The sequence below is a fragment of the Cyanobium sp. NS01 genome, from assembly GCF_014280235.1.
Taxonomy (GTDB): Bacteria; Cyanobacteriota; Cyanobacteriia; order PCC-6307; family Cyanobiaceae; genus NIES-981.
In genome coordinates this window covers 1,200,411-1,214,603 of the sequence record NZ_CP047940.1, presented here as the reverse complement: position 1 = coordinate 1,214,603, position 14,193 = coordinate 1,200,411, and the positions used below count along the sequence as shown (strand labels likewise).

Here is a 14,193-nt window from a genome sequence, read left to right as displayed (position 1 = left end):
CTGAATCTCGGGGCCTGGGCCTCAGAGCGGTGTGGCCACCCGCCGCAGCAGCTCCCAGGGGCCGTGGCACAACAGCCAGGAGAGATCGGAGCGCTTCGTGGCCAGCAGATAGCCGGCGAACCCGAGCCCGTTGACGCTGTAGCCGGCGCAGTGCTCCTGCTCCCGCCGCACCGTCAGAAACCACTCGTCATCGAAGAGCAGGTTGTAGGGATGGCGTGGCTGGGGATCGTGCCGGGGATCCCCCAGGCCGAGCTCTTCCGCATGGCGCAGGTAGAGCGCTTGCAGCTCCGAGGGATCGTTGGGGCACTGGCGGGCACTGAGCCGGTAGCACCAGGGCCAGGCAGGGCTCTCCTGGCGGAGCTGGCTGCGGAACGTCTCCACCAGGGGACAGCTGGCTTCGCCGGCGTGGCGAGGCAGCAACTGCAGATGGCGATGGGGCTGGCTGGCCCCCGCAGCGGCGCAGCTGTTGAAGAACCAGAAGCCCGCGGTGTCCTCGGCCAGGTAGGCCACGGCCTGCCAGTCGGCCAGGGCGATCCAGCCGGCCTGGGGCGCCCAGTCCTGCGTGATCACCAGCAGGTGGCCAGGCTGCACGGGGAACTTGTTGAGCAGCAGCACGTGGCTGTGGCCCAGTCGCTCCACCTCCAGCGCCCGATCCCAGGGCAGGAAGGGATTGGGCCGAGGCCCCTCCCGGCGCAGGTGCTTGGGAGTGGCGCTCAGCAGGCGGCGCAGCACGAAGGGCTGCAGGGCGGGCTGGGCCACCAGCTCGGTGCGCAGGGGCACCAGATCACCACTGCCCTGGGCGGCCTGGGAGATCTCCAGCGCCGCCTTCCAGAGCCGTTCAACCCGCACCGGCCTTCAGACGCGCCAGCGAGGCCCCCTGGTAGTAGTGGCCGAGGATCTGGTTGTAGCGGTACCCCTGCTTGGCGAGGTCCTGGGCGCCGTGCTGGCTCATGCTGGCGCCGAGATGGCCGTGGGCTTCCAGGCTGATCTGTCGGTTGGCGGCGTAGAGGCTCTCCACGATCGCGCCCTGGTAACTGAGGATCAGGCCCGCAGTGGAGGCGGCAGCCTGGCGGGTCGGCTCGCTGACGCTGGCCATGCCTCGGTAGGCCTGCCAGCGGGTGGTGTCGCCGAGATGCCAGTGCCGGTCGGCGGGCCTGGCCATGTGGGCCAGGGCATAGGAGCGGGCCGCCACCGCCTGGGCCCGCAGGGCCTCCGGCGACCAGCTGCTGGGCATCTCCGCCCCTACCACCGAGGTGATGTAGGTCTCGAGGGGGAGGTGGTTCACCAACCGCAGCCGGCCCTGCTGCTGGATCAGCCGGATGCGGCCGGCATAGGGCTGACCGTTGACCAGCAGCGCTTCGCCGCTGGTCTGGAACCAGGCTTCCGGCACGGCCTGCAGCGCACCAGAGAGACGCACCCTCTCGCCGGCACCACCCTGCTGGAGCAGGGCCCCGTCGCGGCTGAGCAGTTGCCAGGGTCCCCGGGCCGAAAGGCTGGGGTCGGCGCCGGCCCGTAACAGGGCCACGCGGATCTCGAGGTCGAGCGGGGCGGCGGCGGCGGGCTCAGCCAGCCCCAGCGAAGGGGCCTCAGGGGTGGGCAGGGGGTCCATCCTGCGGGCCTCGAGGCTGCGCAGCTGGTCGGCGTCGTCATCCGTGTCAAGGGCCGGCGGTGGCACCGCCATCAGCGTGTCGAGCAGCTCCCCCTGAACGCTGCCGTAGGACTGGGGAGCCAGGGTCTGGGCGGCAAAGCCGGTGGCCACGGCCACGACGGCCAGGGGCGTGGCCACCAGCATCTGCCGGGTGAAGGGGCTGTTCAACCTCAGCCCAAGCGGCCAGGAAAGTCGTCTCCAGAACCGAGATGCACGTGTCCGTCCCAAAGGAGATGCCCCGATCCGCTCAAGCGGATCATGCCTGAAAACGCGGCCTCGCACACCATGCCGCCCGGCCTGGGGGAACACTGCCAGCCCGCCACCCTGGGCAGCTCCAGCTGCTGCAGCCACCAGGGCGCTACCAACGCATGGGCAGAGCCCGTGACGGGGTCTTCATCGATGCCCAGCCCGGGCGCCAGAAACCGCAGCTGGTAGCGGCAGGTCTCGTTGAGCACAGCCGGCGCCGCCGGCCCCTCAGCAGCGAGTGGCTGCATCAGCACCAATCCAGGGCGTTGGCCGGGCGGAATGGCGCTGGCCGGCAGAACGGCTGAGGCCAGGGGGGCGGAGGCCGGCAGCAGCAGCACCGTGTAGCCGAGAGGGGACGTCCAGTGGCCCTCAACGCCGCAGGCCAGCCATGTGCTCACCAGGTTGCCTAGTTCCTGGGGCAGCGGGGCAGGCACCAGGCCACTGCTGGGCAGCACGATCCAGCCGGCAGCCAGGCCAGCCGCCATTGTTGCGGGGCTGGTGAGCAGCCTGGCCTCCAGGGGGCCGCTGAGGCTGTGGAAGCGCAGCGTCGACCCCGGCGCCACCAGGCCCCAGTGGCCCAGGGCCAGCAGCGCCGCCAAGGTGGCATGGCCGCAGAGGGGCACCTCACAGGTGGGCGTGAACCAGCGGAGCTGCCACTCCTGCTGCTGCCGCCAGAGGAAGGCGGTCTCCGATTGGTTGAGGCTGCGGGCCAGCCCCTGCAGGCAGCTGTCCGGCAGCGGCTGGTTGACCAGCACCACAGCCGCTCCGTTGCCGCTGCAGGGCCCTGAGGCAAAGGCCTCCACCAGCACGGCGGGAAGCTTCATGGCTGCGCCCACGGCTGTGGCTGTGGCTGACCCTGGACCTCGGGCCGCAGCTGGCGCTGCATCAACGCCTGGGCCGCCTGGTCTGGACTGCAGCGACCATCCAGCAGAGCCACCACCTGGGCCGTGATCGGCAGCTGCCAGCCATGGCGATCCGCCAGCACCAGGGCCGCACGGGCCGTGCGCAGGCCCTCCACCGTGGCCCCGATGCTGCGCTCCACCTCCGCCGGGGCCAGCCCCTCCGAGAGCAGCCGGCCGCTGCGGTAGTTGCGACTGAGGTCGCTGGTGGCCGTGGCCATCAGGTCGCCCAGGCCAGCGAGGCCATAGAGGGTGGCGGGCTGGCCCCCGAGACCGGCGAGCACCACACCGATCTCCGCCAGGCCTCGCGTCAGCAGGGCAGCCCGGGCGTTGGCCCCCAGGGCGAGACCGTCGGCAACGCCGGCCGCCACGGCGATCACGTTCTTGAGTGCCCCTGCCACTTCGGTGCCGACCGGATCGGGATTCGTGTACAGCCGCAGGGTGCTGCTGCTGAGCTCGGCCTGCAACCGCTGGGCCAGCGGCAGGTCGTCGCTGGCGAGCACCGCGGCGGCGGGCAGGCCCTGACGCAGTTCCGCAGCCAGGTTGGGGCCGCTGAGCACCAGCAGCGGCACCGCGCCGAGCTGGCGGCGCCAGAGCTGGCTCGGAGTGGCCAGCAGGTCGAGGTCGAGGCCCTTGGTGCAGCTCAGCAGGGGCGTGCCCGAGGGCCAGTGGGGCCCAAGCCAGCGGGCCAGGCCTTCGATGCCCGCCATCGCCACAGCCGCCACCACCAGATCGGCCCCAGGCAGCACCCCGGCGGGGGCGACCCCATCGCGCCGGGACCAGCTGCTGAGGCTGTGGCCCTGCTGCTGCCACAGCTCAGCCAGGGTCTGGCCCCAGGCTCCGCGGCCGAGCACGGCGATGCGAAGGGGCATGGGGCAGCGCGGCGAGGGAGCCGTCAAGGTTGGCACCATGGGGCCTCCTCGGCTCCCCCCCGGGCCCGCTTCTCCTGAGCCGCCATGGCCCGTGCCGATTCCGTCTTCCGCTCCTGGTGTGGTCGGGCCCTGGTGGTGGGCTGCGGCGGCATCGGCCAGGCCCTGCTGCGGGAGCTGGCCCGCCGTGCGCCGGCTCTGGAGTTGCTGGGGGCCTCCCGGCGCGACTTCCGCACGGCTGAGCCTGCCGTGGCCTGGCTGCCTCTGGATGTGACCTGTGATCACAGCCTGCAGCAGCTGGGCGAGTCCCTGGCGGAGGGGCCACCGCTACGGCTCGTGCTCAACAGCACCGGGCTGCTGCATGACACCGAGCTGCAGCCCGAGAAGCGGCTGTCCCAGGTGAGCCGCTCGACCCTGGAGCGCAGCTTCGCGGTGAACGCCTTTGCCCCGATTCTGCTGGCCCAGGCGATCGAGCCGTTCCTGCCGAAGCAGGAGCCCTTTCATCTGGCCAGCCTCTCGGCCCGGGTGGGCAGCATCGGCGATAACGGCCTGGGGGGCTGGTATGGCTACCGGGCGGCCAAGGCCGCCCAGAATCAGCTGTTGCACACCCTGGCCCTGGAATGGCGCCGGCGGCTGCCGCTCGGCTGCGTCAGCCTGCTGCATCCCGGCACCACCGCCACGGCCCTCTCAGGGCCCTTTCAGGCCAATGTGCCCCCCGAGCGGCTGTTCAGCCCCGAGCGGGCCGCTGGCCACCTGCTCGATGTGCTCGAGGGGCTGGGGCCGGAGCAGAGCGGGCGGTTCTGGGCCTGGGATGGAGCGCCGATCCCCTGGTAGCGACAACGGGCTGGGCACCAGCTCAGGCGGCGTGCTGACGCAGCACCTCCAGGGGGATCACCTCCAGGGTGCTGGCCTCGGTGGCCTGCAGCCGCACCGGTGGCGCCATGCCGTCTTCGTAGGCCTCCAGCCAGCGCGGTGCGCAGACGCACCAGTGGTCGCCGGCTCGCAGGCCGGGGAAGCCGTACTGCGGCGCCGGGGTGCTCAGGTCGTTGCCCTGGGCGCGGCTGTAGTTGAGAAAGGCCTCGTTGACCACACAGCACACGGTGTGGCGGCCCAGGTCGGCGCCGTTGGTGCGGCAGTTGCCGTCGCGGAACCAGCCGGTCATCGGCTCACAGCTGCACAGCTCCAGGGGCTCCCCGAGCACGTTCTGGTCGGCCACCGGCCTGGTACTGGTCTGGGTCACGTGGTCCAAACAGACTGCGTTGGCCAGTCTGGCGAATGTGACGGACTGCCCGCCATCTCGGCAAAGTTCGGCCAGATGGTTGACGGATTCCGGGGGGGAGGCGTTAAAGGTCGGAGAGCGCGATCCAACCGTCGTTCTGTGCGCCCCCCTACATGAGCTGGGAATTCACCGAGGATGCGGCCTTCCTGGCCCTCTGCGATGCCTACAAAGAAAGTGGTGAACCCTCCGCCATGGAGTTCCTGGCCCACGGGGAGGGGGCGTTCCATTTCCAGGAGCTCACCCAGAACGCTGCTGGGGAGGGCCTCGACCTCAGCGACTCCTCTGACCTGGAGCAGTTCCAGCAGGAGGTGATCGACAGCCTCGAGGAGATGTGCAGCTGAGGCCGGAGCCCAGCCCCGGCGCTCAGCCTCGCCAGCTGCTGTGATCAGGCGTAGAAGAAGGCGATCTCCTTGGCCTTGAGCCCCTCCCAACCGGCCGCCTTGAGGCGGGCATCGAGGCTGGCCTGGTCCAGATGCTTGGAGCCGGTCTTGACCACCCGGTTGCGCATCGATTTGGTCACGCCGCTGCGGGCCCGGCGGCTTTCGAGCTCCATCACCTCTCTGTAGAGGCTGAGCATGCCTGCGGGGATGGGTGAACCGTCCAGGTCCACTCCCGCCTGGATGGCGGCATCGACACCATCAGGACCGGCAATCGCCATGGAAACTCCAGGGAGGAGCCCCCAGGCTACGGGGCCTCCAGGGCCCCCTGGCGCGCCGTCAGGCACTGAAGTAGCGGGCTTTGCTGTGCAGGGCCACCAGGGCCGTGGTGCTCTGCTCGGGCTCCAGCTGGTCGCTCTCGTCCATGCTCAGCCCGATGCGCTCAGCGCCGAGCCACGCCAGTTGCTGGCGCGAGTCGGCCACGTTCGGACAGGCCGGGTAGCCGAAGGAGTAACGGCTGCCCCGGTAGCGCTGGGCGAGCACGTCGCGCAGTGCCTGGGGCTCCTGGGCCGCGAAGCCCAGCTCGCGGCGGATGCGGGCGTGGAGCCACTCGGCGAGGGCCTCGGCCATCTGCACGCCCAGGCCGTGGAAGTAGAGGTAGTCGGTGTACTGGTCGGCCGCGAACAGCTCCCGGGCAAACTGACTGGCCCGCTCGCCCATGGTCACCGCCTGCATCGGCATCACGTCGGTGGCCACGGGCTCGCCGGCGGGGCCGCTGGCCAGGTCGCGGTAGAAGTCGGCGATGCAATAGCGGTTGCCGCCGCGCTGGCGCGGCAGTTCGAAGCGGCCCAGCTGCTGAGCGGGGTTCCGGGGGTCAAACAGCAGCACGGCATTGCCCTGGCGGCCGCAGGGGAAATAGCCATAGGCCACCCGGGGAGTGAGCAGCTGCTCCTCGAGGCAGCGCTGCTGCCACTGCTGCAGCACCGGCTCCGCCTTGGCGACCAACATGGCCTCGTAATCCTCGCGGCTCTGCTGCTGGGTCTTGCGCAGCTGCCACTGACCGGCAAAGAGGGCGTTGCGATCGAGATAGGCGAACACCTCGTGCAGGGGAATCTCGGCCTCGCTGAGCACGCGGCTGCCCCAGAAGGGCGGTTCCAGGGCCTGCTCCTCCGGCACGGTGTCGGAGCGGTGATCGTTGGGGCCCGCCTGGGCTTTCTGGAGGGCTTCTGCCAGCGCCGCCTCGGCACCTGTGGCTTCCCCGTCATCTGGCCGGGTGGACGGGCTGTCGCCGGGCTCCACAGCCGGACCGTCACTGAGGCCCACACCCTCCGGGGTGCCGTTGAGAAACCCTTGCCGGTCGTCCCAGCCCTCGGCCGCCTTGGCCTCCATCAGGGCGTCCATGAAGCGCAGATCCGCAAAGGCATCACGGCCATACACCACTTGGCCCGCATAGGTGGCGCGGCAGTCGCCGTGCACGAAGCGGGGCGTCAGCGCCGCGCCGCCGAGAATCACCGGGGCCGTGATGCCCACCTCATTGAAGGCCGCCAGATTGTCCTTCATGAAGGCGGTGGACTTCACCAGCAGGCCACTCATGGCAATGCAATCAGCCTGGTGCTTCTGCTGGGCTTCGATGATGGCATCACAGCTCTGCTTGATACCCAGGTTAATCACTTCGTAGCCATTATTTGTGAGGATGATATCAACGAGATTCTTGCCGATGTCGTGCACATCGCCCTTCACGGTGGCGATCAGAAACTTGCCCTTGCTGGAGCTCTCGCCTTCGAGCCGCTCCATGTGTGGCTCCAGGGTGGCCACGGCAGCTTTCATGGTTTCGGCGCTCTGCAGCACAAACGGCAGTTGCATCTGCCCTGAGCCGAACAGCTCGCCCACCACCTTCATGCCATCGAGCAGGAAGGTGTTGACGATGTGCAGGGCCGGGTAACGCTGCAGCGCCTCTTCAAGCGAGCCCTCCAGCCCGATGCGCTCACCATCGATGATGTGCTGCTTGAGCCGCTCTTCCACCGGCAGATCAGCCAGGGAAGGGCCTGAGGCACGGGCCTCCTTGGCGCTCACTCCTTCAAACAGGGTGGTGAGCTCTGTGAGGGGGTCGTAGGTGCAGATGGCCCCCGGCTGGTCACTCTCGAAACGGCGCTCGTCGTAGATCAGATCACGGCACACCTGCTGGTGCTCCTCACTGATCTTGACCAGTGGCAGGATCTTGGCCGGGCTCACGATGGCCGCATCCATGCCGGCCTGGCAGCACTCGTGCAGAAACACCGAGTTCAACACAATGCGGGAAGCTGGTGAGAGTCCGAAGCTCACATTGCTGACACCGAGCACCACGTGAACACCCGGCAGGTTCTCGCGGATCATGCGGATCGACTCCACCGTGGCCATGGCATTGCCCCGGTCTTCCTCGATACCCGTGGAGATCGGCAGAGCGAGGGGATCGTAGAAGAGCTCATGGGCCGGAATGCCGAACTCCAGGGCATCCCGGTAGGCGCGCTGGGCAATCGCGAACTTGCGCTGCGCCGTGCGGGCCATGCCTTCCTCGTCGATCGTGCCCACCACCACGCCAGCCCCATACTGGCGGGCCAGTTCAAGCACCTTGAAGAAGCGTTCGTCGCCGTCTTCGTAGTTGGTGGAGTTGAGGATGCACTTGCCACCGGCCACCTTCAGGCCCGCCTCCATCTTCTGCCACTCGGTGGAATCGAGCATCAGCGGCAGGTTCACATTGGTCACCAGCCGACTCACCAGGTCGTGCATGTCGCGCACGCCATCGCGACCCACATAGTCCACGTTCACATCGAGCACGTGGGCGTTCTCCTTCACCTGGCCGCGCGCCACCGCCACCAGGCCATCCCAGTCCTCCTCGGCCAGCAGCTCGCGCACCTTTTTGCTACCGCTGGCGTTGAGGCGTTCGCCGATGATCAGGAAGGAATTGTCCTGGTGATAGGGCGTGGTGCCGTAGATCGAGGCCGCCGCCGGCTCCACCTGCAGCAGCGGCCGCGCATGGCGGGTTTCGGGGGTACGCACGGCCCGTGGCGCCGGCCTGAGGCTGGCCGCCATCTCCGTGAGGGCACCGATGTGAGCCGGGGTGGTGCCGCAGCAGCCGCCGATCACCTGCACGCCGAGATCTTCGACGAAGTGCATCAGCTGCATCGTCATCTCCACCGGCGTCAGCCGGTAGTGGGCCACGCCGCCCACGTTCTCCGGCAGACCCGCGTTCGGGATGCAGCTCACCACGAAGGGACTGTGGGCGCTGAGGTAGCGGATGTGCTCCTTCATCTGCTCCGGCCCGGTGGCGCAGTTGAGGCCCAGCACATCGATCGGGAACGGCTCCAGGATCGCCACCACAGCCGCGATGTCGGAGCCCACCAGCATGGTGCCGGTGGTTTCCATGGTGACGCTCACCATCAGTGGCCGGCGCTCACCGGTGCGCTCGAAGGCCACCTCGATGCCCTGCAGGGCGGCCTTGATCTGCAGCACGTCCTGGCAGGTCTCCACGATGAAGAGATCCACATCGCCGGCCAGCAATCCCTCGGCCTGCTCGGCGAAGGAGGCCTTCATGGCGTCGAAGTCCACATGGCCCAGGGTGGGCAGCTTGGTGGTGGGGCCCATGGAGCCGGCCACGAAGCGGGGCTTGTCGGGGGTGCTGTAGGCGTCGGCCACCTCGCGGGCCAGTTCGGCGGCGCGCTTGTTCAGCGCAAAGGCCTGGTCGGCGATGTCGTATTCGGCCAGCACCAGGGAGGTGGCCCCGAAGGTGTCGGTTTCGATCACATCGGCGCCCACCTCCAGGAACTGCCGGTGCACGGCCTGCACCGCATCCGGACGGCTGATCACCAGATACTCGTTGCAGCCCTCCAGGGCCGCACCGCCGAAGTCCTCGGCGCTGAGATCCATCTGCTGCAGCGAGGTGCCGGTGGCACCGTCGAACACCAGCACCGGGCGCTCAGGGGCGTGCAGGCGCTCGAGGAAGCCCAGGCGCTGGGGCTTGGATCCCTCCGCAGCGGCCGCAGCGGCCGGACTCGATGACAGGGCTGGGGTCATGGCGACGTGGTCATGGCTGGGGCGTCAGCTGTCGAGGCGAAGGCGGGTCACCCAGTGCTCATAGGCGGGATCGCGGCCTTCCGTGATCGCCACGAGCCGCTCGCGCAGCCGCTCCATCACCGGACGCTCCGTGGGCAGGTCGGTGGTTTCCACCCGCCGCACCGGCGTCACCTTGGCGGCCGTTCCGCTCAGGAACACCTCCTCGGCGATGAACAGCTCGCTCTTGTCCACGCCGCGCTCGATCACCTCCAGGCCCATGGAGCGGGCCAGTTCGATCACGCTGGCGCGGGTGATGCCCTCGAGGATGTCCTGATCCACCCCGGGGGTGATCAGCTGGCCGTCGCGCACGAGGAACAGATTCATGCCACTGGCCTCGCTCACCTTGCCGCGGCTGTTCATCAGGATGGCCTCGTCGAAACCGCTCTGCACGGCCTCCGTCTTGGCCAGGGAGCTGGTGATGTAGGCCCCACTGATCTTGCCGCGCAGGGGCAGGGAGCGATCCTCCTGACGGGTCCAGGAGCTGATGCGGCAGCTCACCCCCTCCGGCGAGAGGTAGTCGCCCAACTCGAGCCCGTAGATCAGGAAGTTGGTTTCGATGTTATGCAGGCGCGGAGCGATGCCGAGGTCGCTGGTATAGACAAACGGACGCAGATACACCGGGCAGCTGGGCTGGTTGGCCTGCAGAAAGGCCACGATGGCCTCGTGGATCGTGGCCTCAGGCAGATCGGTGAGCAGCAGCCGTGCGCTCTGGCTCAGGCGCCGGGCATGGCGATCAGCCCGGAACAGCAGAATCTCCCTGGGGTCGGCCGGATTGGGCAGGGCGCGCATGCCGCCGAAGGCCCCCGTGCCGTAGTGCAGGGCGTGGGTGGCCACCGAGAGCGTGGCGTCCTCGAAGCGCACAACCTTGCCACCGAACCAGGCATAGGGCAGGAACTGATGCATGGGTGCGCGGGCTGCGGGTAGGGCCTGGGTGCCCCGATCTTCTCACTGCAGCCAGCAGGATGGGGGGCATGCACAGGCTGGCGGCGCAACCGGGGGGATCGGAACAGGCTGATGCTGGCGCCTATGTGGAGCAGCCCGCGGCCCCGGTGCTGCTGCTCACCAGCGCAGACACCGATCTGGTCAGCATCGAGCGGGTGCTGTCGGCTGAGCCGGCACTGGTGGGGGCTGAGCTGCGGGGCCTGAACCTGGCGGCCCTGGCCCACCCGGCCGTGATCGACCACTACCTCTCCAGCACCGTCCGCCACGCCCGGCTGGTGGTGGTGCGTCTGCTGGGTGGGCGCGGCCATTGGAGCTACGGGCTCGACCAGCTCAGGCTCTGGGCACAGGGGAGCCTGGCTCCGGGCGGCCAGGGGGGCAGCAGGCTGGCTCCACGGCAGCTGGTGGTGCTGGCCGGCACGGCGGAGGATGAGCAGGCGCTGGCTTGCTGCGGCACGGTGGACCCCGAGCTGGCCCTGGCCCTGGGGCGCTGCCTGCGCGAGGGCGGAGCGGCCAACGTGCGGCTGGTGCTGGCTGCCCTGGGTGCGCTGGCCCGGGGGCAGGTGCCGGCGACCCCAGTGCCGCAGCCGCTGCCGGACCCCACGCCCCACGACTGGCGCGACGAAGGCGGACCGCGGGTGGGGGTGATCGCCTATCGCGCCCTGCTGCAGGCCGGCGATGTGGACCTCATGGAGAGCTGCCTGGCGGCCCTGCGGCGCCAGGGCCTCTGCCCCCGGGGTCTGTGGGTGAGTGGTCTGCGCGAGCCGGCCGTGCAGCGGGGGGTGGCCGATCTGCTGGGCCGCGAGGCGGTGGAGGCCGTGCTGTGCAGCACCTCCTTCGCCTCGGTGCAGTTCGAGGAGGCCGGCCTGGGCGCGCCGCTGTGGGAGGCCCTGGCCGTGCCGGTGCTGCAGCTGCTCTGCAGCAGCCGGCCGCGCCAGGACTGGCAGGCCAGCAGCATCGGCCTGGCCCCCACCGATCTCACTCTGCAGGTGGCACTGCCGGAGCTGGACGGCCGCATCACCACCCGGGTGGGGGCCTTCAAGCAGACGCGCCGGGCCAGTGAGCAGCTGGCCTCCGCCCTGCAGGGGTACCACCCGGACCCGGAACGGCTCGACTGGATCGCCGCCCTCACGGCCCGCTGGGTGACGCTGCGTCGCACCGCGCCCCAGGAGCGCCATGTGGCCCTGGTGCTGGCCAACTACCCCACCCGCAACAGCCGCCTGGCCAATGGCGTGGGGCTGGACACACCGGCCTCCACCGCCCTGATGCTGCGCTGGTTGCGGGACGCGGGCCTCAGCCTTGGTGACGGCCCCCTGCCCGAGGACGGTGACGCCCTGATCCAGCAGCTGCTGGCAGGCCTCACCAACGACGCCGAGAGCGGCCACCGCCCCGCCCTCGACCAGTTGCCGTTGGAGCACTACGAGGCCTGGTATGGCGAGCTGCCGGTTGAGGGCCGCAATCGGCTGGAGGCGGTGTGGGGGCCACCCGGCCAGGACGCCGGCCTGGTGCCGGGTCGCCACGGGCGGCTGGCCTTTCCGATCCGGGGGCTGCGCTTCGGCCACGTGGTGGTGCTGATCCAGCCCGAGCGCGGCTACGACCGCGACCCCAGCCTCTGCTATCACTCTCCCGATCTGCCGCCCACCCACGCCTACCTGGCCCAGTACCTCTGGTTGCGGGAGCTTTTCGGCGCCCATGTGGTGGTGCATGTGGGCAAGCACGGCAACCTGGAATGGCTGCCCGGCAAGGGCCTGGGCCTCTCGAATCAGTGCTACCCGGAGTGGGCCCTGGGGCCGATGCCCCACCTCTATCCCTTCATCGTCAACGACCCCGGCGAGGGATCCCAGGCCAAACGCCGCAGCCAGGCAGTGATCCTCGACCACCTCACCCCGCCCCTGGGCCGGGCCGGCCTGCACGGTGAGCTGCAGCAGCTGGAGGCCCTGCTGGATGAGTACTGGGAGGCCTGCCAGCTGGGCAGCGAGCGACGCGTACCGCTAAGGGCCACGCTGCTGCAGCGGCTGCAGTCCCTGGAGCTGCCCCTGGGGAACGTGGAGGAGCGCAGGGAGGCGGAGCTGGAGGCTCGGCTGGAGGCTGCGGACGGCTACCTGTGCGAGCTGAAGGAGGCCCAGATCCGCCTGGGGCTGCACACCTACGGCCAGCTCCCCGCCGAGGCGCCCCTGGCGGAGCTGCTGCTCTGCCTGGCCAGGCCCCCCCAGGCGGGGGTGGCGGGCCTCACCCAGGCCCTGGCGAGGGACCTGGGCCTGGAGCTCGATCCCTGGGCCGACACCGAAGAGCTGCCCCTGTCCACCGGTGACCGCCAGCGCCTGCTGGCCCGCGCTGCCGGCAACGCCACGGCCCTGAGAAGCGTGGGCGATGCGGTGGCCTGGCTGGAGGAGCACGCCCTGGAGCTCTGCCAACGGGAGCTGGACGATTCGCCCAACCGCGGCAAGGAGGCACCCCAGACAGCGGTGGGGGTCCTCGTGATCGGTGAGAGCACTCAGGCGACCCTGCAGCACCTGCGCCAGCAACTCCTGCCACGCCTGCTGGCCTGCGCCGACGCGGAGAAGCAGGCCTTCCTGGGGGGCATCGCCGGCGAGCGCATCGCCGCGGGCCCGGCCGGCGCCCCCACCCGCGGCCGGCCCGACCTGCTGCCCACCGGCCGCAATTTCTACTCGGTGGATCTGCGCGGCCTGCCCACCGAGGCCGCCTGGGACCTGGGCCGCCGCAGCGCTGAGCTGTTGCTCGAACTGCACCTCCAGGACGAGGGGGAGCCCCTGCGCCAGCTCGCCCTTTCGGTGTGGGGCACCAGCACGATGCGCAACGGCGGCGAGGACATCGCCCAGGCCCTGGCCCTGCTCGGGGTGCGGCCGGTCTGGGACGGCCCCAGCCGCCGGCTGGTGGATGTGGAGGTGATTCCCCTGTCCCTGCTGGGGCGCCCCCGGGTGGATGTCACCCTGCGCATCTCAGGCCTCTTCCGCGACGCCTTCCCCCAGCTGGTGGCCTGGGTCAACCGGGCCACGGCCCTGGTGGCCGGCCTGGATGAGGACGGCAGCGCCAACCCCCTGGCGGAGGCGGCCCGGCGCGAGGGCCACAGCGCCCGGGTGTACGGCTCCGCCCCGGGGGCCTACGGCGCCGGCCTGCAGGGCCTGATCGACAGCGGGGCCTGGGAGCAGCGGGCCGAGCTGGGGGAGGCCTTCCTGGCCTGGAGCAGCTGGCGCTATGGCCCCGCAGACGGCACATCAGGCGGGGCCCCAGCTGCTGGCCTGCTGGCCAGCCCAGACCGGGGTGGCCTGGAGCAGCGGCTGCGGGCCGTGCAGGTGGTGCTGCACAACCAGGACAACCGCGAGCACGACCTGCTCGACTCCGATGATTACTACCAGTTCCAGGGGGGCCTCAGCGCCGCTGCCGAAGGCCTGCAGGGCCGGGCGCCGGCACTCTGGTTCGGCGACCACTCGCGCAGCTCACGCCCCCGCCTGCACCGGCTGGAGAAGGAGTTCGACAAGGTGCTGCGCAGCCGGGTGCTCAACCCCCGCTGGATCGACGCCATGCGCCAGCACGGCTACAAGGGCGGCTTCGAGATGGCCGCCAGCCTCGACTACCTGTTCGCCTACGACGCCAGCACCGGCCGGGTGCCGGACTGGAGCTACAGAGCGATCTGCGAGCGCTGGCTGCAGGATCCCGAGGTGCGCGCCTTCCTGGAGCAGCACAACCCCTGGGCGCTGCGGGACATGGGCGAACGTCTGCTGGAAGCCCACCACCGCGGCCTCTGGGAGGGGGCCAGCGACACCCAGCTCGCCGGCCTCAGGCAGTTGGTGCTGAGCAGCGAAGCCAGCATCGAGCAGGCCTGAGC

Annotated in this window: 11 protein-coding genes; 3 read left to right on the top strand and 8 right to left on the bottom strand. The window is 70.0% G+C overall.

The annotated features are described in order from the left end of the window. Positions 1-21 precede the first annotated feature (21 nt). Genes CyaNS01_RS06290 through CyaNS01_RS06275 form a run of 4 tightly spaced genes read right to left on the bottom strand, consistent with a single transcriptional unit; the run spans position 22 to position 3,665 of the window. Entirely contained in the window at positions 22-849 is an 828-nt protein-coding gene (locus tag CyaNS01_RS06290) for an ATP adenylyltransferase (RefSeq protein ID WP_186699699.1), read from the bottom strand. After that, on the bottom strand, positions 839-1,816 hold the full coding sequence (locus tag CyaNS01_RS06285; RefSeq protein WP_225875858.1) for a SpoIID/LytB domain-containing protein: 978 nt from the start codon (positions 1,814-1,816) through the stop codon (positions 839-841). Before CyaNS01_RS06285 ends, CyaNS01_RS06290 begins: the two co-directional genes overlap by 11 nt. 2 nt (positions 1,817-1,818) lie before the next feature. Further along, entirely contained in the window at positions 1,819-2,718 is a 900-nt protein-coding gene (locus CyaNS01_RS06280) for a PhzF family phenazine biosynthesis protein (protein ID WP_186699697.1), read from the bottom strand. Further along, positions 2,715-3,665: an NAD(P)H-dependent glycerol-3-phosphate dehydrogenase gene (locus CyaNS01_RS06275; protein ID WP_186699695.1), complete on the bottom strand. Its 951-nt coding sequence runs from the start codon at positions 3,663-3,665 to the stop codon at positions 2,715-2,717. The genes CyaNS01_RS06280 and CyaNS01_RS06275 overlap by 4 nt, the downstream gene beginning before the upstream one ends. An 84-nt stretch (positions 3,666-3,749) precedes the next feature. On the opposite strand from CyaNS01_RS06275, the gene CyaNS01_RS06270 reads away from it, so the two are divergent. Then, positions 3,750-4,496 carry an SDR family NAD(P)-dependent oxidoreductase gene (locus CyaNS01_RS06270; protein WP_186699694.1) on the top strand — a complete coding sequence of 249 codons (747 nt, stop codon included), beginning with the start codon at positions 3,750-3,752 and terminating at the stop codon, positions 4,494-4,496. 22 nt (positions 4,497-4,518) lie between these two features. Here CyaNS01_RS06270 and CyaNS01_RS06265 read toward each other — a convergent pair whose 3' ends face one another. Next, on the bottom strand, positions 4,519-4,911 hold the full coding sequence (locus tag CyaNS01_RS06265; protein ID WP_370561684.1) for a DUF2237 family protein: 393 nt from the start codon (positions 4,909-4,911) through the stop codon (positions 4,519-4,521). Positions 4,912-5,054: 143 nt separating this feature from the next. Between CyaNS01_RS06265 and CyaNS01_RS06260 the strand changes: the two genes are divergently transcribed. Continuing rightward, positions 5,055-5,282, top strand: coding sequence for a hypothetical protein (locus tag CyaNS01_RS06260; protein WP_186699692.1), 228 nt, complete (start codon positions 5,055-5,057; stop codon positions 5,280-5,282). A 44-nt stretch (positions 5,283-5,326) separates the two neighbouring features. Here CyaNS01_RS06260 and CyaNS01_RS06255 read toward each other — a convergent pair whose 3' ends face one another. From CyaNS01_RS06255 to CyaNS01_RS06245, 3 genes are read right to left on the bottom strand one after another with little or no spacing between them, the layout of a single operon-like run. Continuing rightward, positions 5,327-5,599, bottom strand: coding sequence for a DUF4090 family protein (locus CyaNS01_RS06255; RefSeq protein WP_186699690.1), 273 nt, complete (start codon positions 5,597-5,599; stop codon positions 5,327-5,329). A gap of 58 nt (positions 5,600-5,657) precedes the next feature. Then, entirely contained in the window at positions 5,658-9,368 is a 3,711-nt protein-coding gene (metH, locus tag CyaNS01_RS06250; protein ID WP_186699688.1) for a methionine synthase, read from the bottom strand. A gap of 24 nt (positions 9,369-9,392) precedes the next feature. Then, on the bottom strand, positions 9,393-10,310 hold the full coding sequence (locus tag CyaNS01_RS06245; RefSeq protein WP_186699686.1) for a branched-chain amino acid transaminase: 918 nt from the start codon (positions 10,308-10,310) through the stop codon (positions 9,393-9,395). A gap of 68 nt (positions 10,311-10,378) precedes the next feature. Between CyaNS01_RS06245 and cobN the strand changes: the two genes are divergently transcribed. Continuing rightward, complete coding sequence (gene cobN / locus CyaNS01_RS06240; RefSeq protein ID WP_186699685.1) at positions 10,379-14,191, top strand: cobaltochelatase subunit CobN; 3,813 nt, start codon at positions 10,379-10,381, stop codon at positions 14,189-14,191. Positions 14,192-14,193 lie beyond the last annotated feature (2 nt).